We start from the raw sequence: 26,807 nt of genomic DNA on the forward strand, positions 1-26,807 counted from the left end.
CCGATCGGTGCAGGTCTCGGACCTCGGCTGCTGATCCGGCGGCTGAAGTGCGGGCAGCGCCCGGTGACGACGGGCCGCGTCGGCGCGGTGAGTGCGGGAGGTGGCAGCATGGCGGGATGTCCGCTGCCCGTCGTCTGCCCGCTGTCGCGGATCTGACTCTGGTCACCGCGGGGGCGATGACGGCGAATGTGGCCGGATATCTGCTGCAGTTGCTGGCCGGGCGGTGGCTGGGGGTCGCGGGGTACGGCGAGTTCGCGAGCCTGCTGGCGGTGCAACTGCTGTGTGCGGTTCCGGCGTTGGCCCTGCAGAACGTCGTGGCGCGGGAACTGGTGCGCGGGGCGCGGGTGGCGACGGTGCGGGCGCTGGGGTGGTGGTGCGCGGCGGTCGTCGCGGCCGTCGCGGTGGCACTGGTGCCGGTGGTGAGTGCGGTGCTGCACGTCGGCGCGATCGCGGCCGCCGGTGCGTTGCTCGCCGCGCCCGCGCAGGTGCTGCTCTCCGGCGAACAGGGAATTCTGCAGGGGGGCCGCAGGTTTCGCGCCCTGGCGACGATTCTCGGCGGTGCGGGTATCGCGCGGGTCGCCCCGGCCCTGGTCATGCTGGCCGCGGGCGCGGGCGCTGCCGCCGCACTGTGGGCCGCGGCCCTCGGCCTGTTCGCCGCCGCCGTCGGTGCTCGCTGGTCCGCCGCTCCGGTCGAGGGTTCCGGTGTTCCCGTTCGTACTGGCCCGGCGAGCGCGAGCGATATGCGGACGGCGTCCGAAGAGGTGTCACAAGACGCCCGGCTGCTCCGGGACGGCTCCGGCCGATCCACGTCTAGAGCGAATGTCGGCAGTTCCGACGTTCTGCTGAGAGCACGAAACCGCCTACGCGGTGTCAGCCGTGCGATCGAACCCGTCGGAGCAGACGACCTGTCCGGTTCGGCCGTATCCAGCGGGCACGCGGCCGCCCCGGCCGATTCCACCGGTGCGCCCGGGAGGCATCTCCGGGGCGGATTGCGGATCCGCGCGGGCGGTATGGCGGTGCTGCGGGCCGTGCAGGCACAGGCGGCGCTGATGGCGATGTCCTCGGCGGATCTGATCGTGGCGCGGATCGTGCTCGAGCGGGACGACGCCGGACGGTATGCGCTGGGCGCCATCGCCACGAAGATCGCGTTCTGGTTGCCGCAGGCGGTCGGCGTGGTGCTGTATCCGAGGATGGCGCAACCGCAGTCCTCGGCCCGCGCGATCCGGGCCGCGCTGGGGGTGCTGCTCGGCGTCGGCGTCGCGGCGGTGGCGGGTGCGGCGGTGCTCGCGCCGCTGGCGCCGCTGTTCGCCGGACACGACTACGCCCCGATCGAGGGCTGGCTCTGGCTGTTCGCCCTCGACGGCGCACTGCTGGCCCTGCTACAGGGCGCACTGCTGTCGGCGATCGCGCTGGATCGCACCGCCCCGGCCGCGATCACCTGGGTCGGACTGGCCGTCGAGGTGTGCGCGATCGCGTTGTTCGCGCACACACTGCCCGCATTGATCGGCACCTCGACCCTGGTCGTGGCGATCGTCGCCGCGGTGATGATCGTCGTCGTGCTGCGGGCCGCAGCGCGCGATCACGATGTGCCGGTTCACCATTCGGTCTGATCAGCATCGGCCGGGCTCCTGCCCGCAATGTCCCGCCCAGGCGGCTCGGCACGACGAAGAACGCCGATGGCTCCCGCGCTGATCGGCACCTCGCGGACACGCGACTGAGCGGCACGGGGAACCGCGCGCAATCATCGCACAACGAAACGCCTGTGGCTCCCCGCATTACGGGGAGCCACAGGCGAATTATATTGCCCTACCGGGGTTTCAGTCTCTCCGCGGCAGTTTGATCTGCGTCGTCGGCTGATCGGTGAGATTCACACCGAATCCCGTACGCGGCTCCGGATTCTCACCGCCCTTGGGATTCTTCGGCCGCACCAGGCGTCCGGGCTTCGCATCCCCGTTGCCGCGCAGGCCGAACACCAGGCCGATGATCAGCACGATCACGCCCACGACGCCCAGGATGATCGGCAGCGTCCGCCCGTACAGCGAGAGCTTGTCCATGTTGTCCTTGGCGATCGCGATCTGCGAGTTCACCGTGTTGTCGTCGAACACCAGCGTCGACTCGAGCGCGGTGACGTCCGGCTTGTCGGCGCTGCGCGCGTAGTACATGTGGATCTGCTCGGAACCCTTGATGATGGTGCCGGTCTCGGGCTCCACCCACAGGTCGCGGGTGTTGGTGTAGTAGCGATCCATCGTGACGGAGGTGTTGCCGCCGGGGATGCCCCACTTGGAGGCGGGCAGGCTCACCTGGTTGCTGGTGGTGCTGACCACCTTCGACAGATCGGTCGCCGGGATCTTCTGCTGGAAGTGGTAGACCTTCAGGTCGTTGACCTCGGTCTGCTCGACGAAGTTCATATCGAACGATTTGCGCGCGTTGATGTCGAAGTACGGATACGTCTTCTTGTCGGTGCCGATCGGGAACCGGTACTGCAGGCCGTCGTGCTGGACCGGGTCGGCGATGCTGTTGCCGTTGCTGTCGGTGTTGACCGCGATCGAACCGTTCGGGTCGTCCTCGACCGGCATGCCGGTCTTGCGGTCGATGGTGACCCGGTCGATGACCGCGGACAGCAGGCCGGTGTCGCCCTGGGCGTCGATATTGCGCAGGGTCTGACCGGCCTGGATCGTCATCTGCCTCTTGTCCGAGGGATCCTCGACGGTCAGATACCGTTGCGAGACGAGCTTGACGTTGGAGTTGACCTTCGCCGCACCGGTACCCGAGGTGAGCGATTTGATGTCCAGGACCTTGCTCGGCGCGTTCGCATCGCTCGGTGCGATCGTGGTGATTTCCAGGTCGAGGGGAGTTTTGGCCAGCTGGCTGAGGGCATACGTCGGGATCAGCGCGGCCGCGACGATCAACAGCGCGCCCAGACCCACGAGCAGGCAGGCCACCGTCCTTCTGGTACCGGCACTGAGTGCCATGAAAACTCTCCTCGTCGTCGTACCAAGCAGTTCCGAGTAACGCTGCGGTCACGGCGTCGCACTCGTGAGCCCCGACACTAACAGTCCGCCCCCCTTCAGCGCCGATCCGAGGCCGGAAACATCCCGAATCCCGGTGCGAAAACGCACGCGGCAGACTGGAGCCCGATGACCACGACCACTACCACGCTCGGCACATCGGCCGCGCCCCGGCCCCCGGCGGCGCGCGGTTTCGTGCCCGCGCTCGAGGGAATGCGCGGGCTGGCCGCGCTGGGCGTGGTGCTGACCCATGTCGCCTTTCAGACCGGTGCGTCCGGAATTCCCCTGCTGGGCCGGGTGTTCGAGCGATTCGACATGGCGGTGGCGGTGTTCTTCGGGCTGTCCGGCTTTCTGTTGTGGCGTCCGCATGCCGCCGCGGCCCGCGGCCTGGGTACCGCGCCGTCCGCGGGGCGTTATCTACTGCACCGGGCCGCGCGCATCCTGCCCGCCTATTGGGTGGTGGTGTGCGCGGTGCTGATTCTGCTGCCCACGGCGGCGGACTCGGCGGGACGGCGGGTGTGGCTGGCGAATCTGGCGTTGATCCAGGTCTTCGTGCCGTTGACGCTGACCGACGGGCTGACCCAGATGTGGAGTCTGTCGGTGGAGGTGGCCTTCTATCTGGTGCTGCCGCTGCTGGCCTTCGCGGTGGTGTGGTTGCGCGGACGTTCGGCGCGGTGGCGTGCGCCGATCGTGCTCGCGCTGGGCCTGATCAGCCTCGGCTGGAATCTGCTGCCCGTGCCGACCCCCAACGCGATCCACTCGGACAACTGGCTGCCCGGCTATCTGCCCTGGTTCGCGGCGGGAATGCTGCTGGCCGAACTGGTCGAGACGCCGGTCGCGCGCCCGTCGCGGTGGCGTCGGATCGCCGCGAACCGCTGGGCCATGTGGTCCCTGGCGGTGGTCGCCCTGGTGGCATCCTCGACCGATCTGGCCGGACCGGCCGGGCTGGACCGTGGCACGCCGTGGCAGTACGTGGCGAAGATGGCGCTGGGCGCGTTGATCGGCTTCGGCCTGCTCGCGCCGCTGATTCTGGGGCAGCACCGGCATCAATGGCTGCGGAGCCGGATGGCCGCGGCGATCGGGCGATGGTCCTACGGCATCTTCATCTGGCATCTGGCGGTGTTGAGCGTGGTGTTCCAGATATTCGGCATCATTCCGTTCCACGGGATGTTCCCGCAGGTGCTGGTGCTGACCGTGCTGTTCACCCTGCCGCTGTCGGCGGCCGGTTACGCGCTGATCGAGGAACCGATACGTCGCTGGGTCCGCCGCCGCGTCGGCTAGCCCTTCCGCCGGCCGCCCACCGCCGCGACCCCCAGGGCGACAACCGCCGCCAGAGCCGGGAACTGGACCCACAGCGATCCGCCCATATACCCGTCCGGCGACCGCCAGGGCCCGGTGGACAGTGCTGTCGCCGACACCATCGTCCCGATCCCGGCGACGCCCACCAGCACCCGCGCCGTGACCCGCGGATACCACCACTGAGCGATGAAACCGATCGCGGCCAGCACGATCGCGACGGGTCCGGAGATCAGGAACACCGCGATCGTCAGCCCGATCATGGCCGGTATCCGGGCATTCCAGGTGCGCGGCGCCGAATCATCCTGCGCTGAAGCAGCTTCCGGCGAACCATCGACGACCGAGCGGTGCACTGATTCGCCTTCGGCGAGAGAGCTTTCGGTCAGATTCGAACCACTCTGTGTGCCGCTATCGGGGCCTGGGGACGAGGGGCGAGAGGGTTTCCACCAGCGGCGGGGGCGGGGAAGGGCCAGGGCGATGAGGGGAAGAAGCAGCAGCAGACCGCCGAAGATGGCCAGGCGGTACCAGCGGTCGATGGGGAAGTCGACGGTGATCGGACCCTGGGCGTCGGGCGGGAGCAGCCATGCCTGTTGCCAGCCGTCGGCGACCACGGGGTTGAGTTCGTTGCCGTCGGCGGTGCGGGCGCGCCAGCCGACGTTGTTGCTCAGGGGCAGGACCAGCAGGCGGGAGCCGGACGGTGCCGCGATCGGGTGGGGAGTGAGATCTGTTCGGGACAAACGCAATTCGTCGACCGAGAACAGGTCGGTAGGCGCCACGGTGACGTCGACGTGTCCGGGCGGCAGTGCGACCGTGCCGGATCCGCTGCCCGGGTGATCGTTCGCGGTGTCATCGGCGGCGGTGACAGCGTCGACACCGCACACCGTCGCGGGAACCGGTGCGCTGGTGAGCAATTGGTGCGCGCTCGCGGTGATCGTGGTGTGCACGATATGTCCCGCCACGGCGACGGTGGGCCCGTGCGCGCAGTCGAGGGTGATCGGGCGATCAGCACGCGCGGGCGGCGGATAGTCCGGCCCGAGGACGTTCACCTCGGCGATTCCCGGCGGCTGCTGCTGATCGAAACCCAATGCGGTGCGGTCCAATACGGCATTCCAGGTGGCGATGCTCAGTTCGATCCGGTCGGTGACGCGCGGGTGCAGGGAGATCCGGATCGGTCGTCCCACCGGTGCGTCGGGGTCGAGTTCGCGGGTCTGCGGTCCGTCACCGAGATTCACCGCGACCGAGGTCGGCCGGGCGGGCAGCGCGCCGCCCGGCGGGGTGACCTCGAGGCCGGTCACCAGGGCCGGCGCGGGCAGTTCGAGGGTCAGGGTCGGCTTGGGGCCCGCGGGATCCCGCACCGTGTCCTGCGGGGCGACCCAGCTGGTACCCGGATCGCCGTCCGTGGCGGCGAAGGCCGATCCGCGCAGGTCACCGACATCGGCCTTACCTCGGGCGATGGGTCGTTCGTGATCGGTCAGCAGCGCCTCGAGCGCCGGGCCCTGCCGGGCGCGCACCATCAGCCGGGGGGTGACGTCCATCGGCGACGGGACGTTCAGCGTGCGTTCGAAGGCGCCCGGTTCCTCGGCGGGCAGGGCGAGCCCGTTACTGCACCGGACCCGATCGGGTGCGTCGAAACAGCCACTGCGTCCGGGGAATTCCTGTCCCAGACTCCAGCCCTGCACCTGTGTTCCGGCGGGGGCCGGGGGCAGCACGGTCCGGTGCCGGATCTGGACCGGTACCGGCGCGTTCCGGTTCGAGTAGTCCTCCAGCGAGACCTCGGAGATGCCGAATTGTCCGCCGAGACTTCCGGTCTCGGTCTCGATCGCGGTGACGGTCATCCATCCGGTCAGGCCGGGTGGAAGTGAAACGGATACGGGCTCACCGGGTTTGGATATTCGAGCCGCGGTCGTGCCGTGAGCCGTGCGCACCTCGACGAGTCCCACCGGATCGCCCAGTGCGGCCGCACTCGTGGTCACCTGTAGCACCCCGGCCTTGACCGGATGATCCAGATCCATTCGAAGCCATTGGCCCACAGCGTGTTCGGCGCTGTTGCTCAGCCATGCGGTGGACGGGTCGCCGTCCACGGCCGCGGCGGTGGAACTGCCCGGGGCCGCACCGCCCAGCTGGGTCGCGTCGGCCGCGGAACTCGAGGCCGTGATCGTCGCCCCCGACCACTGTCCCTCCACCCGAGGCGTTCCCGGAACGGCGTAGTCGGGCACCAGATTACGGGTGCGCCGTGCGTCGGTCGGCGCGCGCAGGGCCGAATTGTGATTGTCGACGCGGCCGAAATCGGTCTCGCGGTCCATCGGGGTATCGGTCAGAGTAGTTGTGTTGCCGGACAATCCGGCCCGCGCCGCATCGGTGGACAGCAGCACCGGTCCATTCGGCACGGAAGTATTGCGCCGCAACCGCTCGAGCACCTCGGGCCCGCCCTGCACCACCGGCACCGAATTCAGCGGCACCGTGTACGCACCCGGGAACGATGCGGGCGCGCCTCGCCCGCTGCGGATATCGGCCTGCTCACCCGGATGCGGTGCGCTCACCCGGTATATCTCGATGGCCGGATAGGACGGCCGCAGATCTCCGTCGGACACCAGCCCCTTGCCGTGCGAGGCGACGATCTCGGCCCCGAACTCGGCCACCTTCGTCAGCCCGGGCGAGCCCTCGATGGCTTCGTGAGCCAGCAGCGGCCGGGTGGAACGCGACGTGTCGGGGTCCAAATCGTTGCGCAGCACCAGGATTCCGATGCCCTGCGCGATCAGCGTCGAGGCGAGACCGGCCGAGGGGCGTCCGTCGGCGATCAGCCGCTGCACCGAATCCATGGCCCGGATCGTGCCCGGCGGGGTGAGCGGGATGGCATCGCGCACCGCCCAGGGCGTTGTGGCCAGCGCCTGCAGCGGTTCGTCACGGGTGAGTCCCCAGATCTGACTGCCGAACGGCGCGCCCGGCACCACCAGGGCGCGGGTGTTCGCGGCATGGTCGGCCAGCCAGTCCGCGGTCTGGGTCCAGTAGGCCGGAACCCGGTCGTACGCGCCGCGCGGGGCCAGTTTGCCGGTCCAGGCCAGCGAGGTGGACAGCGTCAGCGCGCACAGGATCAAGGCCGCGACCGCCACCATCTTCTGACGCTCCGGATGCGCGAACGCGCTGCGCCACACCGGCATCGGCGCGGACCCCGGCAACGGAACGCGATGCAGCAGATGGGCCAGCCCGATGATGAGCGGAATCCGGATCAGCGGTTCGAGCTTGTGCACATTGCGTAGCGGCGCACCACCCGAATCGAGGAATACGCGCACCGACTCGGCGAACGGCCCGCCCAGATCCCCGACGTATCCGGCGCAGATGCCGACCAGCCCGATCACGAGGATCAAGACGAACCGCCCCCGGTGCGGCATCGATCGCAATGCCAGCCCGGTCATCCCGGCCGCGGCCAGCAGTCCGGTCGCCAGCACCGCCGCGGGCTGCGTGACCAGCACCGCCCCCGCGATACGCTCCGGCGAGACGAACGGCGTCCAACTGTCGGTCCCGCGCAGCACCTCGCCCAGCGAAGCCCATTCGGTGGTGACACCCGAGGATTCGATGTAGTCCAGGAAGGGCGGACTCACCTTGCCGAGCACCAGCAGCGGCACCACCCACCACAGGGTCCCCAACGCCAACAGCGGAATCCACGCCCGGGTGAACCGCCACCACGCCCGATTCGGCTTGTACGAGGCCCACCAGAGCACCGCGGGCAGAAATGCCGCCGCCGTCGCGACCGCGTTCACCGACCCCATCAACGCCAGCGCCAGCGCGCTGCCCGCCGGGGAAAGCGCGCCGTAGCGGTGCCCTCGCCCTGTTGTCGGAGAGGCGGCGTCGTTCGCGCCGGCCTCGCGTCCCGGCGGTACGGCGGTCCTCGAATGGCGATGTGGGACAAGCAGAGACGTCCGGGGTGTGCGACGTATTCCCTCGCGCACCTCGGCCACGCGTCCCAATGCCGCCGGCGCGAGCAGCACCCAGGGGGCGAGCATCATCGGAAGCGTCTCGGAGGAGATCGATCCCAGCGTGGTCAGTACCCGTGGCGACAGGGCGAAGGCCAGTGCCGCGACGATTCGGGAACCGCGAGTGCCGATTCCGAGCACCTCGCACAACCGCACGATGCCCCAGAATCCGGCGAGGATCAGCAGCGCCCACCAGATCCGCTGCGTCACCCAGGCGGGCAGGCCGAGCGCATGCCCGAGGGCGAAGAAACCGCCGTGCGGAAAGAAGTAGCCGTAGGCCTGATTCTGCACCTGCCCCATGGGAGCCTGACTGCTCCACAGATGGGCGGCACGTTGCAGGAAGCCCAGCGGATTCTGGGCGAGATCGTATTTGGTGTCGGCGACGGTCAGGCTGGGAGCCTGCAGGAAGGTCAGCAGGAATGCGCCGACCACCGTGCCCGCGAACCAACGCCGCTCCAGCGGCGCCCTCGGATCGGACTCAGTGACGCTCGGCGACTCAGCGGCTGCCGTACTCAACGTTGTTGAGCAACGACGACGACTGGTTGCCGCTGCGATCGATATCGGGCCGCGAATTCTGCGCCGTCGCAGCCGTGACCACGAACACCGCGACCGCACCCAGCACGGCTCCGACGACAGCGCTCGCTACCCCGGGAACGGCAAACTTCATCGCGGAACTCCCATACATCGACCCATGGCGTATCCGGGTCAACGTACCAGAGTGAAAGTAAAGTCAACTATCGGGAGTTGCATGAACCAAATACTGGATACGGTCAGCTCAGCAGCCGGAACAGGGCCTCGACGCCGGGAGTGCGTCGATCGAACAGTATTGGTCGCACTACAGAAACTCGGTTGACCATATCCCGGAGCGTTCTGAACTCGGCGGTGGTCTTGTCGAGTCCGGTGGCGGGAGTCCACCGGATCGATGTGAGATCACTCGACTCGATCGGGTGTTCTTCCGTCGACAGGGCAGTTGAGACTGCCGAGGAACGTCCGAAGCTTGGCGGTCGTCTCGTCGAGTTCGGCGCGGGGATCCGATGCGGCGACGATGCCCCCGCCGCCGAAGGCGCGCACGGTGAGTCCGTCGGCGGACAGTTCGGCGCAGCGGATCGCGACGACCCATTCACCGTCGCCGCGGGCGTCGCACCAGCCGACCGCGCCGCCGTAGAAGCCGCGGTCCTCCTCGGATTCGATGATCGCGTCCAGGGCCTGGCCGGTGGGTGTGCCGCAGACCGCTGGGGTGGGATGCAGGGCGCGGGCCAGATCGAAGGCGGTGGTGCTCGCGTCGCGGACCCGGCCGCTGATCGGCGTGGCGAGATGCCAGACCTCGTGGGTGTTGATGAGTTCCGGGGCGTCGGGGACGGTGAGTCCGCACAGCGGGGCGAGCTGCTCGCGAATCCACTCGATGACGAAGGCGTGTTCCTCGCGGTTCTTCGTGCTGGCCAGCAGCTCACGCGACCGCTCGGCGTCGACGGCGGGATCGGGATGACGCGCGATCGTCCCGGCCAGCGGACGCAACGTCACCGTCTCGCCGTGCCGGGCGACCAGGACCTCGGGCGTGGCCCCGACCAGGGTTGCCCCGGGCCGTCCGGCGGGACTCAGATCGACCGCGAAGACGTTGGCCCGCGGATGCCTGCTCAGCAGATGCGCGGCCACCACCTCCGGATCGAGCGGCTCGTCGGCCCGCACGAGCACCGAACGCGCCGCGACCACCTTGCGCAGCGGCTGCGAAGGATCCGAGAGCTGTTCGACCAGTTTGGCCACCCGCGCGATATGCGCTGCGGGACTGGGGATTTCGCTGATCACCCGAACCTCGGGCAGCGGCGGCACCGCCGCCGGACGCCACGGCCCCGCGGTGTGCCGCGCCCGCTCGGGCACGCACAGCGCGGCGGGAGTGCGCGGATCGAACGGCAGCGCACCGACGATCAGCTCGGCGCCGCCCGCCAATTCGGCCGCCGCGGAATCCGCGTCGTCGAATGCGCGCCGAACCCCGTCGGTCCGTACGACCCCGCCTGGCTGAGCGAGCAGAAATCCGTCCATAGTGCCCCGACGATAGTCCGCTGGACTCGGTGCGGAACGCATGCGGGGATGCAGGTCTCACTGTGATGCGTGGCGAACGCACATCGTGCGGGATGGCGGCCGAGGGCGCAGAAGTCGTGCGCGTGACAACGCGGTGCGCAGGAGAGCGTTGACAGCCGGGCGCGCGGTATCAGGGGCATTCGGGGCGGCCCGGCGGAACCAGCAGGATCGGCCGGTGACAGTGCTTGAGCACGGCCTCGGCGACGCTCGAGTGCAGCAGCGCCCGGATGCCCGTCGCGCCGCGGGTGCCGGCGACGATGATGTCGACGTTGAGGTCGTCGGCGACGTCCACGATGGCGTTCCAGATCGTCGAGGTGCATTCGGCGGTGCGCGGTTCGGCGTTGAGTCCCGATAGTTTGGCCAGCCGCACCCCTTCGGCATTGACCTGTCTGGCGTCGACGTAGGCGATGTCCTCGATCTCCTCGTCGGAGACCCATTCGGGCTGGACGACACCGGACATTCCGGACAGTCGAGCGGTCTGGCGGACCATCGGCTCCCAGGCGGTGAGCACCACCGCCTTGGGTGCGGCCAGGAATCGCCCGGCGTATTCGACGGCTCGCTTGGCGTTCTCCGAGCCGTCGTAGGCGATGAGCATCAGATCGCAGGGCATGGGGGCCTCCCGGGTTCCGGTGCCTGACTATGTGGTGAGAATACCCGCCCGTGCGGTCTGTATCAGGGATGTCAGGCCCTCTTGCCAGCGTGAACGCGCACCGGGTCGACGGCGGGGCGAAGTGATCGGTGGCCGGTTGCCCCGGGGGCGCGGTAGGGTCGGCTCGGCGAGGAGTTCGATTCCGCCGGACAACGCGAACGGTCGGTATGTCGGCGACATGCGCTTTCGTTCTGCATAATTCGCCCACGGTTCACCGAAAGTTGCTCCGGGGCTGCCGGTTCGGGGTTTCACTTGAAATCCGGCGGCCGATCCCGTCGCCGGGAGGTGGACCATCGGAGCCGAGGTCGAATGTGCGATCGGAACAGCTTGCAACTCCACAGGATTGGGCCGAGGCGTACAGGTCGGAGTTCGGCCTGCCGCGAGTGCATGTGACCGCACCGGGATTCGTGGTGCTGCCACTGGTCGATCAGATCGCGGCGGTGAACACGCCCGATCGACTGGGGTCCCCGATACTCGACGAACTGACCGTGCGGGGAGTGCCCGGTCCGGTGCTGGTCCGGGAACAACCGGCGCGCCGCACGTTCCTCGCGGTGTTCGATGGGTATCCGAATCTCGAATGCACCGTCCAATTGGAGCGTCACGGCGTGGATATCGGTCCTGCTCGAAGCAATGTCATCCTGCCCACCGGATTCGGCAGGCGCACCCACGAGGGGCGCTGGTGGGCTCGTCCCCCGCAGCGTGCGGAGTCACTACCGCTGCTGTCCGAGGTCGTCGAGGCGGTCATCACAATCCTGTGAATACTTCTGTGGACATCATGGAGCCGATCGAGTCCGCCTTCTTCGGACATCCCGAGGGCGACCCGCGCGCACTGCTGTACTTCGAATGGCTGCAACGTCGCGAATCAGGTTATGCGGTAGATGTTTTCGCCGAGGAAGTGCGCGAGCTCACGCATACCCGGGTGCCCAATGCGGCGGCCTGCTGGCTGATGCTCGAGCGCATCGAGGCCGCGCCGCACGATCCGGGCTGGCCGTACGACGAGGCGGGCGGCGCGTCCCCGCTCGCCGCGCCGCCGCGTTCGCCGGTGCACCCGACCCATCTCTACGACCGCGTGCACGGCGGCTGGCTGGGCCGCTGCGTCGGCTGCACGCTGGGTAAACCGCTGGAGAACGGTTTCGCCTGGTCGCCGCGGCATATCCGGGCCTATCTCGAGCGCGCCGGGGCGTATCCGCTGGCCGATTACGTCCCGGTGCTCAGTCCGATGCCGGAGGGTTATCGGCTCGCCCCGAGCTGGCCCGAGTCGGTGCGCGGCCGGATCGACGGCTGCCCGCGCGACGACGACCTGGACCATCCGGTGCTGAGCCTGCACATGCTCGAACAGCAGGGCACCGAGTTCACCGCGGCCGACGTGGCCGCGGAATGGCTTGTGCGCCTGCCGTTTCTGCAGACCTACACCGCCGATCGGGTGGCCTACCGCAATCTGATCGACGGTCTGGAGCCGCCCGCCACCGCGACCTACCGGAATCCGTATCGCGAGTGGATCGGCGCGATGGTCCGCGCCGACGTCTACGGTTACGTCTGTCCCGGCGATCCGGCCCTCGCCGCCGAACTCGCCGCGCGCGACGCCTCGGTCTCGCATACCGGCAACGGCGCTTGGGCGGCGATCTGGGTGGCCGCCCTGACCGCCGCGGCCTTCACCGCCGCGACCGCTCTGGAAGCGATTCACATCGCGCAGCAGACGATTCCGGAACACTCCCGGCTCGCCGTCGCGCTCGCACAGGTGATCGCCGATCACGAGCGCGGCATCGGCTACGACCAGGCCGTGGCCACCGTGCACGCCCGCCACGGCCATTACAGCTGGGTGCACGCGATCGGCAACGCCTGCCTCGTCGCGGTCGGATTACTCTGGGGCGAAGGCGATTTCACCCGGACCATCGGCCGCACCGTGCAGGCCGGTTGGGACACCGACTCCACCACGGCCACCGCGGGCTCGGTTGCGGGAATCCTGTTGGGAGCCAGCGCGATCCCCCCGCACTGGACCGGCCCCCTCGCCGACCGCCTGCGCACCGCCGTCTCCGGCTACGACAACGTCCGCATCTCCGACCTGGCCCGCCGAACCTTCGACCTGGCCCGCCGCCAGGTCGCCTCGGGGTAGTCGCTCGCGTCCGAGTACCAGGTGCGCGAGGTCGATCGGTCGGCTCACGCATGCTGTCCGGATGTTCATTCGCGCGGACATCCGTTGTGCCCCGGTCGAATCGGCAGCGAAGAGTCCCGAGGTGCGAGGCGTTCTCGGCTGACCGGACGGCGTCCTGTGCGACGACCATCTCACTCGGTGCGGCGGGGGCGGCCGGGTGAAGTGACGGTTCAGCCGATGTGTCGAGAGCTCTGCGTATACGCCACCAGGCAAGTTGGTCCGCCGCCGAATGAGCTCCAGGGCAATGATCTTGCACGCGCGGCGCTCATCGCCGCACCAGTCGAGCCGGACGGTGAACTGTTGTGCGGCAACAGAGCTCACTAGGAACGGCCCCAATCGGCCGGTGTCACATAGTGGTGCCAGCTGTCGGTGTCGAGGTGTTCGGCGCGGGACAGTCCGGCGCGTTCGGCGACGCGGTGGGAGGCGGCGTTGGTGGGCTGGATGCGGGCGATCACCGGTAGCTCGGGCAGGTGGTTTCGGGCGTAGGCGACCACTGCGGCAGCCGCCTCGGCGGCGAAGCCCTGGCCTCGGGTAGCGGGGTCCAGCCGGTAGAAGAGGTTGAGCGCCGGGCCCGCGGGCATGGTCATCGAGCGGATTCCGCAGAAGCCGAGGATGGTGTCGTCCGCGTGCGCGCGCACCGTCCAGTAGCCGTAGCCGTGCTGCCGCCAGTGTTCGTCCCATTCGGCGTAGAGGCGTTGTGCCGCGGCGAGATCCGGGACGACCGTCACCCACGGTTCGGTGACGCCGCAGATCCGCAGGATGGCCTCGGCGTCGGCCGGGACCGGGCGGAGCAGGGCCAACCGGGTGGTCGGCACCTGCTCGCCCGTCGAGTCCGCACTCACGAGCGGGAGTGTATCGAGCCGGTTCAGCGTTCCAGGATCGCGACCACGCCCTGCCCGCCGGCGGCGCAGATGGAGATCAGGGTGCGCCCGGATCCCTTCTCCGCCAACTGCTTCGCGGCCTGCGCGATGATCCGGCCGCCGGTCGCGGCGAACGGGTGGCCCGCGGCGAGCGAGGATCCGTTGACGTTCAGCTTGGCGCGATCGATCGACCCCAGCGCGCCGTCCAGACCGAGGCGTTCCTTGCAGTACTGATCGGACTCCCACGCCTGCAGCGTCGCCAGCACCACCGACGCGAACGCCTCGTGGATCTCGTAGAAGTCGAAGTCCTGCAAGGTGAGTCCGTTGCGGGCCAGCAGCCGCGGCACCGCGTAGGTCGGGGCCATGAGCAGACCGTCGGGGCCGTGGATGTAGTCCACCGCGGCGACCTCGCTGTCGACCAGATGCGCCAGGGGCTCGAGGTTGCGCTCGGCGGCCCACTCGTCGCTGGACAGCAGCACCGCGGACGCGCCGTCGGTGAGCGGGGTGGAGTTGCCCGCGGTCATCGTCGCGTCGCCCAGTTTGACGCCGAACACCGGCTTCAGCGTGGACAGCTTCTCGATCGTCGAACCCGGACGCAGGTTGTCGTCGCGGGTCAGCCCGAGGAACGGGGTGACCAGATCGTCGAAGAAGCCGCGGTCGTAGGCGGCGGCCATATTGCGGTGCGAGAGGTAGGCCAGCTCGTCCTGCGCCTCGCGGGCGATGCCGAATTCCTTCGCGGTGATCGCGGCGTGCTCGCCCATCGACAGCCCCGTGCGCGGTTCGGCGTTGCGCGGGATCTCGATGCCGACCATGCTCGGGCGCAACCGGCCGACCAGCTTGACGTAGTCGGAGTTCTTCTTGGCGCGGTTGGCGTCGAGCATCCACTCGCGCATCGATTCGCTGACCCCGATCGGCGCGTCGGAGGTGGTGTCGGTGCCGCCGCCGACGCCGACGTCGATGCGGCCCAACGCGATTCCGTCGCCGACCGTGACGATCGACTGCAACCCGGTGCCGCAGGCCAGCTGCAGATCGTGAGCGGGAGTGTAGGGCGACAGCTCGCTGCCCAGCACGCTCTCGCGGATCATGCCGTGCTCGCCGACGCGCTTGAGCACCGCGCCGCCGACCACCAGCCCGAGCCGCTCGCCCTGCAGGCCGAACCGGCTGACCAGACCGTTCAGCGCGGCGGTGAACATGTCCTGATTCGAGGCGTGCGCGTATTTGCCGTCGGAGCGGGCGAACGGGATCCGATTGCCGCCGAGGACGGCGACGGGACGCGCCTGCTTGGCTCCGGTGGCCGGGGCGGGGGTGGCCGAACGGGCTTTGGTTGTCACTCGAGTCTCCAGTGTCTCGTCGGGTTGGGTCGTCGGGGGATTCCGGCGCTCCCGGCCTGCCGAAGTAGCGGCGCAGTCCGGTGCCCCTTCGCTATCGGTTTACATTAAACTTACTCTGGAGTAAGTTCATTGTCGATACGTAGCCCCTGATGGATGCGACACGTCCGGTACGCCCGGGCCGGCGCGACGATGAGACACCTACGACACAAGAAAAGGTAGGAACAGTGGCAGCCAGCAAAAGCAAAGGCGCTCCCAACCTCTACGGATCGTTCGTCAACTCGGCCCCCGGCTCGTTCCTGGCCGGCAAGCTGGGGTTGCCCAAGCCGGAGAAACTGCGCCGCTACAAGAAGGGCGAGCCCGCGCTGCCGGGCCCGGTGCTGCTCGGCGGTAAGGGGCGGGTAGCCGATGCGGTGCGAAACCTGTTGTCGGACTACACTTTCGCCGATGCGCCCGCCCAGGGCGTGAAATTCGGCGCACTGGTCTTCGACGCCACCGGCCTCGGCTCGGTCGAGGAGCTGGCGCAGCTGTACTCCTTCTATCAGCCGGTGATGCGCTCGATCGCCCCCAGCGGCCGCATCCTGGTCGTCGGCACCACCCCGGAACTCGCGTCGAGCGTCGAGGAGCAGATCGCGCAGCGCGCGCTGGAGGGGTTCACCCGCAGCGTCGGCAAGGAGCTGCTGCGCGGAGCCACCTCGAACCTGGTCTACCTGCACCCCGAGGCGGGCGCGGGCGCGACCGGCCTCGAGTCCACGCTGCGTTTCGTGCTGTCCGGTAAGTCGGCCTTCGTCGACGGTCAGGTGTTCCGGGTCGGCAAGGACGATTCGACCGCCCCCGCCGACTGGGACAAGCCGCTGGCCGGGAAGGTCGCCGTGGTCACCGGCGCGGCGCGCGGTATCGGCGCGACCATCGCCGAGGTGTTCGCCCGCGACGGCGCGACCGTGATCGCCGCGGACATCCCCGCCGCCGGTGACGCGCTGTCCGAGACCGCCAACAAGGTGGGCGGCACCGCGCTCGCGGTGGACGTCACCGCCGCCGACGCCGCGGACAAGATCGCCGAATTCGCCACCCAGCGTTTCGGCGGCGTCGACATCATCGTGCACAACGCCGGCATCACCCGCGACAAGCTGCTCGCCAATATGGACGACGCCCGCTGGAACGCCGTGCTGAACGTCAATCTCGCTGCGCCGCACCGCATTACCGAGGCACTGGTCGCCAAGGGCGCGCTGAAGGAGGGCGGCCGCGTGGTCGACGTGTCCTCCATCGCCGGTATCGCGGGCAACCGCGGCCAGACCAACTACGGCGCGTCCAAGGCCGGTGTCATCGGCATGGTCGACGCGGAGGCCCCGAAGCTGGCGGAGAAGGGCGTCACCATCAACGCCGTCGCGCCGGGCTTCATCGAGACCGCGATGACCGCCGCCATTCCGCTGGGCACCCGCGAGGCCGGTCGGCTCATGGCCTCGCTGAACCAGGGCGGGCAGACCATAGATGTCGCCGAGACCATCGCCTACTTCGCCAGCCCGGCCTCGAATGCGGTGAGCGGCAACGTCATCCGCGTTTGTGGCCAGAGCCTAATCGGTGCCTGAGCGGAGCGCGTGATGACCCAGACCATCAAATTGAACGAGCCGCCCAAGACCGGCAGCCTGTATCTCAAGGCCGCCCTGGGAGCCGTTCCGCTGCCACTGGTTTCGGCGCGCAAGTCGCAGATCCCCGACCGCGCGGTGGAATTGAACGGCGTGCGCGTCGACATCGACAACCTGGCCGCGTACTGCCACGCGACCGGGCTGCGGTTCGGTGACGCACTGCCGGTGACCTACCCGTTCGTGCTGGCCTTCCCGACCGTGATGCAGTTGCTGACCGCCCGGGATTTCCCGTTCACGGCGGTCGGTTCGGTGCACATGGAGAACGTGATCGAGCGGCGCCGCGAGATCTCGGCCAGTGAGCCGCTGGACCTGCGCACACACGTGGAGAACCTGCGCGAACACCCGAAAGGTCTTGTGGTCGACGCGATCACGGAGATCAACGTCGGCCGGGAACTGGTATGGCGGCAGACGTCGTCCTTCCTGCATCAGCAGAAGACGTCCCTGTCCGGCGGCCCCCGCCCCGAACCCAAACCGGAAGAGGTTCCCCCGCCCCCGCTGCGCACCCTGAAGGCGGACCAGGCCCTCATCCACCGCTACGCAGCGGCCTCGGGCGACCGCAACCCGATCCACATGTCCTCCCTGAGCGCCAAGGCGTTCGGCTTCTCCCGCTCCATCGCCCACGGAATGTGGTCCGCCGCAGCGATTCTCAGCCTCATCGAGGGCAGAATCCCCGCCGCGGCAACCTATTCCGTCCGCTTCGGCAAGCCGATCCTGCTCCCGTCCACGATCAACGCCTACGCGGACCACGCCGCCGAAGGCTGGGACCTGTCCCTGAAACACCCGAAGAAGGGGTACCCCTATCTCACCGGGGCCCTGCGCTGATCCGGCGCCCCCGGACAGTCGGAGCCGCACGCTCTTTCCGTGAGCCCATCGGATCGCATGGGGGATTCGATGATCACCGGAAAGGCGTGCGGCTCTTGCCGTCGCCGGGTGTCAGCTGGGGTGCCAGCTCGCGAACGGCCGGGCCGGATCGAAAGTAACCGGCAGCGTGGCCAGGGCACGGTGGAAAGGTCCTGGGCGCCAGGCCAATTCGTCGGAATCGATGGACAGTTCGATTTCGGGTAGGGCGTCGAGAAGTTGGTCGACGCCGTCCTGGGCGATCAGGTAGGCCGACTGGCGTGCGGGGCAGGCGTGCGGACCCGCGCCCCAGGCCAGGTGCGATCGGTTGCCGGTGTAGTCGCCGCCGCTGACGGCCGGGTCGTTGTTGCACGCCGCGATGCTGATGATCACGGGCTGGTGGGCGGGCAGCCACACGTCGTCGAGCAGGACCGGCTGGCGCGGATAGGTCATACAGAAATTCGCGATCGGCGGGTCCAGGAACAGCACCTCGTCGAGCGCGTCGCGGGTGGACAGGCTGCCGCCCAGCAGGTTGCCCGCGAAACGGTCGTTGGTCAGGATCAGCAGCAGCGTATTGGTGATGAGGTTGTGCACCGGCTCGACGCCCGCGGCGTAGAGCGTGACGAGTTGCTCGATGACCTCCTGATCGTCGAATCCGGCCGGATGCTGGACCAATCGGGTGGTGACGTCGTCGCCGGGATCGGCGCGTTTGCCCGCGGCGAGCTCGCTCAGCGCCTCGATGAGCATCATGTTCCCGGCCGCGGCGTCGGACCCCTCGAAGAGGGTGATGACGCCCGTCGCGACCCGCTGCCCGATCTCGGGTGAGCAGCCGAGCATCGCGTTGACCACCTGAAAGGCCAGCGGCCGTGCGTAATCCGCGATCAGATCGGCCGAGCCGGTCTCGCAGAACTGCCCGATCAGCGGCACCGCGATCCGCTCCACCACCGCGTGCAGACCGTGCAGGTCCACCGCCGAGAGCGCGGCGACGTTGGCATCCCGGTATCGCCGGTGTTCCTCCCCGGAATTGCGTATCGCGTTCGGCCGCCATGCCAGCATCGGCTTCACCGGGCAATCGTCGGGAATGTCGTTCTGCCAGGTACGTGGATCGACCGGAAAATGCGCGGGATCGTGCAGCACCCGCACGGCCGTGCGGTAGTCGATCACCAAGGTCGCGGGGACTCCCGGGGACAATTCGACCGGCGCCAGCGACCCGTATCGCTCGCGCATTTCGCGGTAACACTCGTGTGGCAGCGCGGCGAATTCCGGGCTGTACAGGGCGATGCGATCGCTGTCGGAATAGGTGGGCGGATGGATCATTCGGTCCTCGTCTCGACCTCGGTCCTGCCGTGCCCCGGGAGCACCCGCGTGTCAGACCGAGAAATAGCGGCGCGGGTTGTCCGCCAGCATCGTGGCGATCTGCTCGTCGGTGACTCCGCGCTCGCGCAGTGCCGGCAGCACGTCGTCGCTGATATGGGTATAGATCCAGTTCGGCAGCGCCGCCGCCTTGCCCTCCGCGGAGAGCCAGTCGATGAAGCAGGCCGCGTCATGCGCCAGGACCATCCTGTCCGCGTAGCCGCGGCGGACGAGTTCGACCACCGTGTCGACCCGGCGTTCGAATGGCAGCAGCACGTCGAGGCCGAACCGGTCCATGCCGAGATACGAGCCGGCGTCGGCGAGCTCGCACAGATAGTCCAGCTCGGTGCTGTCCCCGGAGTGACCGATGACGACCTTGGTGAGGTCCACCCCCTCCTCGGCGAGGACCTTCTGCGCGACAAGGCCGGACCGGGTATGCGGGTTGGTGTGCACGGTGATCGGCGCACCGGTCTCGACCTGGGCCTGCCCGACGGCGCGCATCACCCGTTCCACCCCCGGCGTCAGGCCCGGTTCCTCGATCGCGCACTTGAGGAACGCCGCCTTGACTCCGGTGTCGGCGATACCCTCGCGGATGTCCCGGACGAACAGCTCGACCATGGGCTCGGGTGTGTCGAACAGCAGTCCCGGACCGGTGTAGTGGAACTGGAACGGGACCTCGTTGTAGGTGTAGATGCCGGTCGCGACGATGATGTTGATGTCGACCTGCTCGTTGATCCGCTGGACGCGCGGGATGTAGCGACCCAGGCCGATGACGGTCGGGTCGAGGATCGTGGCGATTCCCCGCGACGCGCACTGGCGCAACTTCTCCACCGCGTCCACGACCCGCAGGTCCTCGTCCCAGCGGTCGGGAAAGTCCGGGTAGTTCTGCCGTATTTCCTCACCCAGCACGAATACGTGTTCGTGCATGAGCGTATTGCCGAGCTGCTCGGCCGGCACCGGACCACGCACTGTCTGGACGTCGGTCATCGTCGATATCTCCTGGAGGCGCACCACGGACGGACTGTTCGGTCAGTGCGAGTCCGACCACACCGAACGCCGTTGCTCAACGCCGCCGCACACCGTTGTGCGTCGCAGGGCTCGCAGGTCGCGCTCTCATCGGCCTGATCGTCAGAGTCACGACAGGACATGATGTCTTTCCTCATGGTGATCGGTGTCATAATTCGACTCCAGATTATGAGTGCGTCTGTGCCCGTTCGACCGCGTGCGCGCATGGAACGCACGCGAACGCGCAAGCCGCTGGAGTGTTGCTCATGAGAGATTCCGAGCCGTATCTCGTACAGGAGGTCGACACCACCGCGGTCTCCATGCGTGAGTCCGCCGACTTCTGGGCCGAGCACATCTGCCGAAATCAGGGCACTCTGCAGTTCCGTTTCGCCGATGCCGCGACATTCCACGGCACTACGAAGGCCCAGCATTACGCGGGTTATCAGTTGATCGGCTTTCGGTCCGACGGCATCACCTACGCACGAACGCGCACGGATGTTCGCCGGGATGATGATGCGAGCCTGCGTGTGGTCGTTCCGACCGGCGGCACAATGAAATTCCGACAGGACGACACCACCGTTCGGGTGGTGCCCGGACAGGCCGCGGTGGTCACCAAGGCACGTCCGTTCGACTTCGCGCAGGCGCAGAGCGCGCACGGGTGGGTGATGAACATCCCCGCCGGTTCGCTGCCTCTCGACGCCGGTGCCGGACCTGCGGTGATCGACTTGAGGCAGGGCGTGGGATCGGTCGCCTTCAACATGATCAGCGAGCTCAGCAAGCAGCGCGCGGCCGTCGATGGACTCGGCTTCGCCACGACGTCCGACATGGCGATCGAACTGCTCAAACTGTGCCTGCGGTCCGGTACGGAGTTGCCCACCACGCTCGGGGCGGTTGACGCCGCGGTCCGCGACTACGTCCGCCGACACGCCACAGATCCCGAACTCACACCGTCAGCGATCGCGCACCACCTCGGTTGGTCCCTGCGACAGGTCCAACTGGCACTGCAGAACACCGGTACGACGCCGAGCCGATTGATCCGCGCCGAGCGGTTGGCCCACGCACGTCGCCTTCTTCGCGAGAGCTCCCCCGACCGAACCGTCGCCCAGATCGCCTACACCAGCGGTTTCCGCTCACTCAGTGCCTTCGGAGCCTCCTTCAAAGCGAAGTTCGGATCGACACCACAGGAAGCACGCAACCACTGAACCCCCGCGGCTGGCCGACCTCCTTCCGGACAGCCGAGAGCCGCACGCTCTTTACCCATCGGGTCGCACGAGGATCCGATGGTCGCCGGAAAGGCTCGCGGCGCTTGCTGTTTCGATGCCCATAAACGGAAGCCGCACTACGCGGCAGGCCGGACCGGCCTATCGGAGAGCGAATGGCATCGGTACATCGACCTCCGGTACCGCAGCGATGCCGAGGACAGAGTAGAACTCGGCTTGCGGAACAACCTTCGTCGGCACCGCTCTCGCGTCGGCCTGATAGGGGAGGTTCACCTGTACCGGCGCTCCACCGGTGGGAGCCGCATTCCCCGGTTGACGAAATGCTTTCCAGCGCAGGCTGACTGACGAGAAAATGCCGTACGAGTCGGGCTCTTTGTCGCAGTAGCAGCAGCCGCACGAGCGGTAGTCGCAAATAGGGCAGCAATCTGCGCATCGGAGGGCGGTCGCGGGAGTGGGCGTCGGTGGGGCTGGTGGCGTTCAGCTGTCGCAGCAGCAACCGTCGCAGCAGCCGTCACAGGGGCAGCCGTCGCAGCTGCAGCAATTGGAACAGCCGTCGCAGCCGCTGGAACAGAATTCACCGCAGCCGTCACAGCATTGGCTCCAGCAATCGCCGCGACTGATCCAGGCGGACTGCTCTACGCCGCTGCAGGGGCGGCGGTGGGTGGCGCAGCAGGCGTAGCCGGTGCAGTACGCGCCGCAGATGATGGCCAGGCCTGTTCCGATGCCTGGGCGTTTCGGGGGGCGGAGGGTCGCTGGGGTCGTGGCGCGGAGCGTTGTTCGGGCGATCGCTGAACGGGGGCGGAATGTCGTATGGGCGTGGGGCATTCGGGTTGTACGGCGTGCCGGGTTGCGAGCCGAAGGGATTCGTCTGATTGGGTGTGCCGGGGACCGGGCCATACGGGTTCGCGCCCGATTGAGGGCTGCTCGGGTCGGGACCGCCCGGGTTCGTACCGGGCTGGGGCCCATAGGGATTCGGTGTGCCGGGTCCGGCGTCGTACGGGTTCGCGCCTGGCTGGGGGCCGGGGCCGTACGGGTTTCTACCAGGTTGGGGCCCATAGGAATTCGAGCCGCTCGGGTTGGGCGAATAGGGAGCTGCCCGGTGTGGATCCGGTTGGTAGCGTTGGTTCGGCCCGGCGCTGTGAGGGCCGGGGTGGTTCGATCGTGCTCAGGGCGGTGGCCGGCTTGATCGAGCGCGGTGCCGCGATGAGTTCGAAAAGGTCTGGTGCCGAACCTGGTTCGGCAGACTCCGTGTGTCGCCTCGCGGCCCGCGCGGCCGAGCCGGATTTCGCGGTGAGATCGATCAGGGCCGGGCGGTGGGGAAGCCTAGTAGCTGGACGGTGTGGGTGGGGTCGGTCGACACGGGAATTCCGCTGTGCTCGTGCGAGGTTCCGCAGCGGCCATGGGAACAGGTGTGTGCCGCGTCCGAGCAGGCTGTGGCGGTCCGGCGCATGCGGCGCACTACTCCGGAAACCGGATCGAGCAGGGCCCAGCGGACGCTCGGGGTGGCCGACAGACCTGCTCGCCACAGGGCTTCCTCGATTCGCGAATTCGATTCGCGCAGTAGAGCATACGCCTGTTTCCGAGTGGTTCCGGTGGCGGTGAGGGGGTTGAATCTGCCGCGTCGGCGGTCTTGTTCACGGTCCTCGATCGCGTCGGCGAGATGGGCGATGCGGCCGAAATGCCATCCGGCATCGCGCAGGGCGGATGCGTTTTCCGGGCGTCCGGCGAGTATTGCGGTGTGCGCGAACAATTCGGCCGTGCACAGTTGCGTGGCCCGGGTCAGTTCGTCCAGTGCTCCGGGACGCGGTGCCGTCGCGATCGTCCGTTCGAGCTGTGCGTGAGCATCGATCGCGGCGATCAGCGGCTCGATGTCGAGACCGATGTCGAGCGCCGGACAACACTTTGTCAGCTTCGCGTTCCGCCGCAACCGTGCCGACGAGGAAACCGGAAAGAGTTGCGCAGTGCTGCAACGTAACCCGCAGGTTATTCGGCCTTCTTCCGGCCCGCCAGACCACGCCAGGCAAGATCGTCGAGGAGGTTGACGGCCTCGGCCACCTCGACCTCCCCGCTGGCGATGCGATCCGCGATGGCCTCGCCCGCGCCGATGACCGCTACCGAGACGATGTCGAAATTCGTACCCGGCTCGGCGTATTTCGCGCTGGATTCGAGGAGTTTGGCGGTCAACTCGATGACGCGCTCGCGGCTGTTGGCGATCTCCGAGGCGAACGGCTGCTGGCCCAGGGCCTGGCGGTAGAGAACCTGCCAGGACAGGCGGTGGTTGTCGACGTAGGACAGGAACGCCTCGAGGCCCGCGCGGAGCTGTTCGTGCGGAGTCAGCGCGGGGTTGCCCGCGACGGCCACGGCCTCGATGAAACGCATACTCTCGCGGGCGATGCAGGCCCGGAACAGTTCGTCCTTGGACCCGTAGTACAGATAGAGCATCGGCTTGGATATCTTGGCCTCGGCGGCGATGGCATCCATCGACGTGTCGTGATAACCCTTGCGGGAGAACACCTCGACGGCGGCGTCCAGCATCTGCTGTTCACGAACCGCCCGGGGGAGCCGCTTCGTACCGCCTGCCATTCACACTCCTAGGCCATGATGAAAGCTTTATCTTACTCCTAGGTAAGTTATGCGAATCGCGCATTGCCGGAAAGTCGCCCGGGAGCGGACGGGCGTCCGCAGCTCACGGGCTCGGTGACCGGATCACTGTCGCATTCGGGCCAGTGCGATCAGCAGTGCGGGGTGACGCCCTTGAACTCGACCATCCGCAGCACCGACGCGTCCACCTGGGCCATCGGCAGGCGGCCCGAGTTCACCTCCTGCTCGAGCTTGTCGAGCACCTGGGGGACCGCCGTGCTGGTCGTCCACAGCGCATTGTCGGCCCCGGCCTCGAGCGCAGCGGCGACCGCGTCCTCGATATTCATCCGGTTGCTGATCGCGGCCATGCCGCCGAGGTCGTCGGTGAAGATCGGGCCGTCGAAAGGCTTGGCGTCGTAACCGGTGCCCTGCCGCAGCAGGGACATCGCCTGCGGGCTGATACTGGCCGGAACGTTCGGCGTGGTCAGCCCGGGAACGTCCAGGTGGCCGACCATGACCGCCGCGCCCGAACCGATCAGATTGCGGAACGGCACCAGGTCGTTGTTCTGCAACTCGGCCAGCGGCGGGGTGTGCACCGCGCCGGTGTGCGAATCGCCGGAACCGTGGCCGTGCCCCGGGAAATGCTTCATGACCGCGCCGAGGCCCACATCGTGCATGGCCCGGATGAACGAACCGGCGAAGGAGGTCACCACATTCGGATCGTCGGAGAACGAGCGGTCCCCGATGACCGAATCGGCGGCCTGATCGCTGACGTCGGCGTCGGGCGCGAGATCGGCGGTGATGCCCAGATCCTTCATCGCCTTACCGCGCGCCAGGCTCTGGGTGTAGAACTCGTCCGCGGTCATGGTCTGCGCGGCGGTCCGGGCCGCGGGGGCCGCGCCGATCAGGTTCTTCAGCCGCGAGACCCGGCCGCCCTCCTCGTCGATGGTCACCATCAGCGGCACCTTCGCCGCGGCCTTGACCTGGTCGATCTGATGGTCGGCCAGCAGCGCCTGATCGGTCCAGCTGCCGACGAAGATCCCGCCGACCTGATCGGTGCCCACCACGTTCTGCGCATCCGCTGCCCCGGTCACCCCGACCGTCAGCAACTGCGCGAGCTTGCGCCGCGTGGTGAACTGCGCGAGGTAACTCGCGTTGCAGTCCGCCTGAGTCCTGGTCGTGGTGACAGGCGTCGTGGCGGGCGCGGGCTTGGGGGCAGCGGTCGTGGAACTCGACGGCGCCGAGGTCGGGGAACCGCTCGAGCACGCGGTCAAACCGACAGCCATCACAGCAAGAACGATCCCGCGAACGTTGCGCATGAGTCCGACGGTAGCCGGTGTCGCCGCCGGTGATCACAGCGGGCACGCCGGGCTCGTGCCGCCGTCCGGAAACGCAACCGCCCCGCATCGAATGACGATGCGGGGCAGCAGATTTCGACGAGTTCTACTTCGCCGGGAGCTCGTTGTGCCCGCCGAAGCCCTTGCGCATGGCCGAGAGCACCTTGTCCGCGTACAGCGCCTCGCCGCGCGAGGAGAAACGGGCGAACAGCGCCGCGGACAGCACCGGCGCGGGGACGCCCTCGTCGATGGCCGCGGAGATGGTCCAGCGGCCCTCACCCGAATCGGACACCCGGCCGCCGAAGGAGGACAGTTCCGGATCCAGCAGCAGCTGCTGCGCGGTCAGGTCCAGCAGCCAGGACGCGACCACCGAACCGCGCCGCCACAGCTCGGTGACCTCCGGGACGTCGATGTCGTACCGGTAGTACTCCGGGTTGTCCAGCGGGGTCTCCTCCGCGGAGTGCGAGGCCTCGAGCTGCGCGCCGATATTCGCCTTGTGCAGGATGTTCATTCCCTCGGCGTAGGCGGCCATGGCGCCGTATTCGATGCCGTTGTGCACCATCTTGACGAAGTGGCCCGCACCGGCGGGACCGCAGTGCAGATAGCCCTGTTCGGCGCGCGAGGGCTCACCGGTGCGGCCGGGGGTGCGCGGGGCCGCGTCGACGCCGGGCGCGATCGAACGCAGCAGCGGTTCGATGTGCGCGACCTGCTCGGCCTCGCCGCCGACCATCAGGCAGTAGCCGCGCTCGAGCCCCCACACGCCGCCCGAGGTGCCGATATCCATGTAGTGGATGCCCTTGGGCGCCAGCGCCTGGGACCGCTTGATGTCCTCGTGGTACCGGCTGTTACCGCCGTCGATGATGATGTCGCCCGGATCCAGCAGCTCGGCGACCTCGTCGATGACCGCACCCGTCGCACCCGCCGGAATCATCACCCACACGATGCGCGGGGCCGCGAGCTGCTCGACGAAGGACTTGTAATCCGTCGCACCGGTGAACTTGTCACCCAGCTCGTCGACGAATTCCTTGATCTGGCTCTCGCGACGAGCGTAGCCGACCGCGGTGTGCCCGTCCTTGACGATCCGGCGCACGATGTTCGCGCCCATCCGGCCGAGGCCGATCATTCCCAGCTGCATACCTTCTCCTCGTGTCGTCCCGGAGCTCCGGCAGGTCCGTCACTTCCACGCCGCAGCCTTCTCGATTGTCCACTCTGTCAGGTCGGAAAAATTCTCAGGCCCGCCCGCACGGTGGTGTAACACTCCGGCGTGGGCCGCGATACACAGATCGGCTCCGTGCAGTTGCCAGACCCCCGACCCGGCAACCGCACGGGGCCCTGTATTTTTGGCCTCCGCTTCGCTCCGGCGTGTTTTCGGCGCCCTGAGGCTCGTCGTTGCGCGGTCGAGACTCGGGCTTCGCCCATGCGCTTCGACCGCGCAACGACGAGCCGCGCCGAAAACCTGCAGGTCTTCTCGCTGAACCTATCGCTTCGCGGG

Annotated in this window: 20 protein-coding genes; 7 read left to right on the forward strand and 13 right to left on the reverse strand. The window is 68.1% G+C overall.

What is annotated here, in order from left to right; all coding sequences use genetic code 11:
* The first annotated feature begins 116 nt into the window (after positions 1–116).
* Entirely contained in the window at positions 117–1,610 is a 1,494-nt protein-coding gene (locus NM2_RS49335) for a polysaccharide biosynthesis protein (RefSeq protein ID WP_157121303.1), read from the forward strand.
* A gap of 207 nt (positions 1,611–1,817) precedes the next feature.
* Here NM2_RS49335 and pgfA read toward each other — a convergent pair whose 3' ends face one another.
* Complete coding sequence (pgfA, locus tag NM2_RS25475; RefSeq protein WP_067673584.1) at positions 1,818–2,972, reverse strand: cell envelope lipid trafficking protein PgfA; 1,155 nt, start codon at positions 2,970–2,972, stop codon at positions 1,818–1,820.
* Positions 2,973–3,137: 165 nt separating this feature from the next.
* Here pgfA and NM2_RS25480 point away from each other — a divergent pair, with 165 nt between their 5' ends.
* Positions 3,138–4,289: an acyltransferase family protein gene (locus NM2_RS25480; protein WP_067673586.1), complete on the forward strand. Its 1,152-nt coding sequence runs from the start codon at positions 3,138–3,140 to the stop codon at positions 4,287–4,289.
* Here NM2_RS25480 and NM2_RS25485 read toward each other — a convergent pair.
* From NM2_RS25485 to NM2_RS25495, 4 genes are all read right to left on the reverse strand, one after another.
* The gene (locus NM2_RS25485) at positions 4,286–8,791 is read right to left on the reverse strand and encodes an alpha-(1->3)-arabinofuranosyltransferase domain-containing protein (RefSeq protein WP_067673588.1); all 4,506 of its coding nucleotides are present in this window, start codon (positions 8,789–8,791) and stop codon (positions 4,286–4,288) included. The genes NM2_RS25480 and NM2_RS25485 overlap by 4 nt on opposite strands.
* The gene (locus tag NM2_RS47810) at positions 8,772–8,942 is read right to left on the reverse strand and encodes a DUF2613 domain-containing protein (RefSeq protein WP_084531541.1); all 171 of its coding nucleotides are present in this window, start codon (positions 8,940–8,942) and stop codon (positions 8,772–8,774) included. The genes NM2_RS25485 and NM2_RS47810 overlap by 20 nt, the downstream gene beginning before the upstream one ends.
* A 263-nt stretch (positions 8,943–9,205) precedes the next feature.
* Positions 9,206–10,312 (reverse strand): isochorismate synthase, encoded by a 1,107-nt coding sequence (locus tag NM2_RS25490; protein WP_067673590.1) that lies wholly within the window; start codon positions 10,310–10,312, stop codon positions 9,206–9,208.
* Between the two features lie 169 nt (positions 10,313–10,481).
* The gene (locus NM2_RS25495; RefSeq protein WP_067673592.1) at positions 10,482–10,961 is read right to left on the reverse strand and encodes a universal stress protein; all 480 of its coding nucleotides are present in this window, start codon (positions 10,959–10,961) and stop codon (positions 10,482–10,484) included.
* A gap of 428 nt (positions 10,962–11,389) precedes the next feature.
* On the opposite strand from NM2_RS25495, the gene NM2_RS25500 reads away from it, so the two are divergent.
* Positions 11,390–11,758, forward strand: a complete 369-nt coding sequence (locus NM2_RS25500; RefSeq protein WP_067673594.1) for a hypothetical protein — start codon at positions 11,390–11,392, stop codon at positions 11,756–11,758.
* Entirely contained in the window at positions 11,755–13,113 is a 1,359-nt protein-coding gene (locus NM2_RS25505; RefSeq protein WP_218025986.1) for an ADP-ribosylglycohydrolase family protein, read from the forward strand. Before NM2_RS25500 ends, NM2_RS25505 begins: the two co-directional genes overlap by 4 nt.
* A gap of 359 nt (positions 13,114–13,472) precedes the next feature.
* On the opposite strand, the gene NM2_RS47815 is transcribed toward NM2_RS25505, so the two are convergent.
* Both NM2_RS47815 and NM2_RS25515 read right to left on the reverse strand, forming a co-directional pair.
* Positions 13,473–13,994, reverse strand: a complete 522-nt coding sequence (locus tag NM2_RS47815; protein WP_218025987.1) for a GNAT family N-acetyltransferase — start codon at positions 13,992–13,994, stop codon at positions 13,473–13,475.
* Between the two features lie 23 nt (positions 13,995–14,017).
* Positions 14,018–15,343, reverse strand: coding sequence for an acetyl-CoA C-acetyltransferase (locus NM2_RS25515; RefSeq protein ID WP_067673596.1), 1,326 nt, complete (start codon positions 15,341–15,343; stop codon positions 14,018–14,020).
* Positions 15,344–15,567: 224 nt separating this feature from the next.
* On the opposite strand from NM2_RS25515, the gene NM2_RS25520 reads away from it, so the two are divergent.
* Together NM2_RS25520 and NM2_RS25525 are read left to right on the forward strand one after the other, a co-directional pair.
* Positions 15,568–16,926: a 3-oxoacyl-ACP reductase gene (locus NM2_RS25520; RefSeq protein WP_067673598.1), complete on the forward strand. Its 1,359-nt coding sequence runs from the start codon at positions 15,568–15,570 to the stop codon at positions 16,924–16,926.
* Between the two features lie 12 nt (positions 16,927–16,938).
* Positions 16,939–17,805, forward strand: a complete 867-nt coding sequence (locus NM2_RS25525; RefSeq protein WP_067673600.1) for a MaoC family dehydratase — start codon at positions 16,939–16,941, stop codon at positions 17,803–17,805.
* Between the two features lie 111 nt (positions 17,806–17,916).
* On the opposite strand, the gene NM2_RS25530 is transcribed toward NM2_RS25525, so the two are convergent.
* Both NM2_RS25530 and NM2_RS25535 read right to left on the reverse strand, forming a co-directional pair.
* Positions 17,917–19,137, reverse strand: a complete 1,221-nt coding sequence (locus NM2_RS25530) for a cytochrome P450 family protein (RefSeq protein ID WP_067673601.1) — start codon at positions 19,135–19,137, stop codon at positions 17,917–17,919.
* Positions 19,138–19,188: 51 nt separating this feature from the next.
* Positions 19,189–20,160, reverse strand: coding sequence for a phosphotriesterase family protein (locus NM2_RS25535; protein WP_067673603.1), 972 nt, complete (start codon positions 20,158–20,160; stop codon positions 19,189–19,191).
* 284 nt (positions 20,161–20,444) lie between these two features.
* Here NM2_RS25535 and NM2_RS25540 point away from each other — a divergent pair, with 284 nt between their 5' ends.
* Positions 20,445–21,380, forward strand: coding sequence for an AraC family transcriptional regulator (locus tag NM2_RS25540; RefSeq protein WP_067673605.1), 936 nt, complete (start codon positions 20,445–20,447; stop codon positions 21,378–21,380).
* A 1,318-nt stretch (positions 21,381–22,698) separates the two neighbouring features.
* Here NM2_RS25540 and NM2_RS25550 read toward each other — a convergent pair.
* From NM2_RS25550 to gnd, 4 genes are all read right to left on the reverse strand, one after another.
* On the reverse strand, positions 22,699–23,325 hold the full coding sequence (locus tag NM2_RS25550) for a DUF5685 family protein (RefSeq protein WP_067673609.1): 627 nt from the start codon (positions 23,323–23,325) through the stop codon (positions 22,699–22,701).
* 56 nt (positions 23,326–23,381) lie between these two features.
* A complete protein-coding gene (locus tag NM2_RS25555) occupies positions 23,382–23,981 on the reverse strand; it encodes a TetR/AcrR family transcriptional regulator (protein ID WP_067673611.1) in 600 nt (199 codons plus the stop codon).
* A gap of 149 nt (positions 23,982–24,130) precedes the next feature.
* Positions 24,131–25,297 carry a glycoside hydrolase family 3 N-terminal domain-containing protein gene (locus NM2_RS25560; RefSeq protein WP_067673613.1) on the reverse strand — a complete coding sequence of 389 codons (1,167 nt, stop codon included), beginning with the start codon at positions 25,295–25,297 and terminating at the stop codon, positions 24,131–24,133.
* A gap of 124 nt (positions 25,298–25,421) precedes the next feature.
* Complete coding sequence (gene gnd / locus NM2_RS25565; RefSeq protein WP_067673615.1) at positions 25,422–26,450, reverse strand: phosphogluconate dehydrogenase (NAD(+)-dependent, decarboxylating); 1,029 nt, start codon at positions 26,448–26,450, stop codon at positions 25,422–25,424.
* Between the last annotated feature and the right edge of the window lie 357 nt (positions 26,451–26,807).

The sequence above is a fragment of the Nocardia miyunensis NBRC 108239 genome (genome assembly GCF_001613065.1).
GTDB classification, from domain to species: domain Bacteria; phylum Actinomycetota; class Actinomycetes; order Mycobacteriales; family Mycobacteriaceae; genus Nocardia; species Nocardia miyunensis.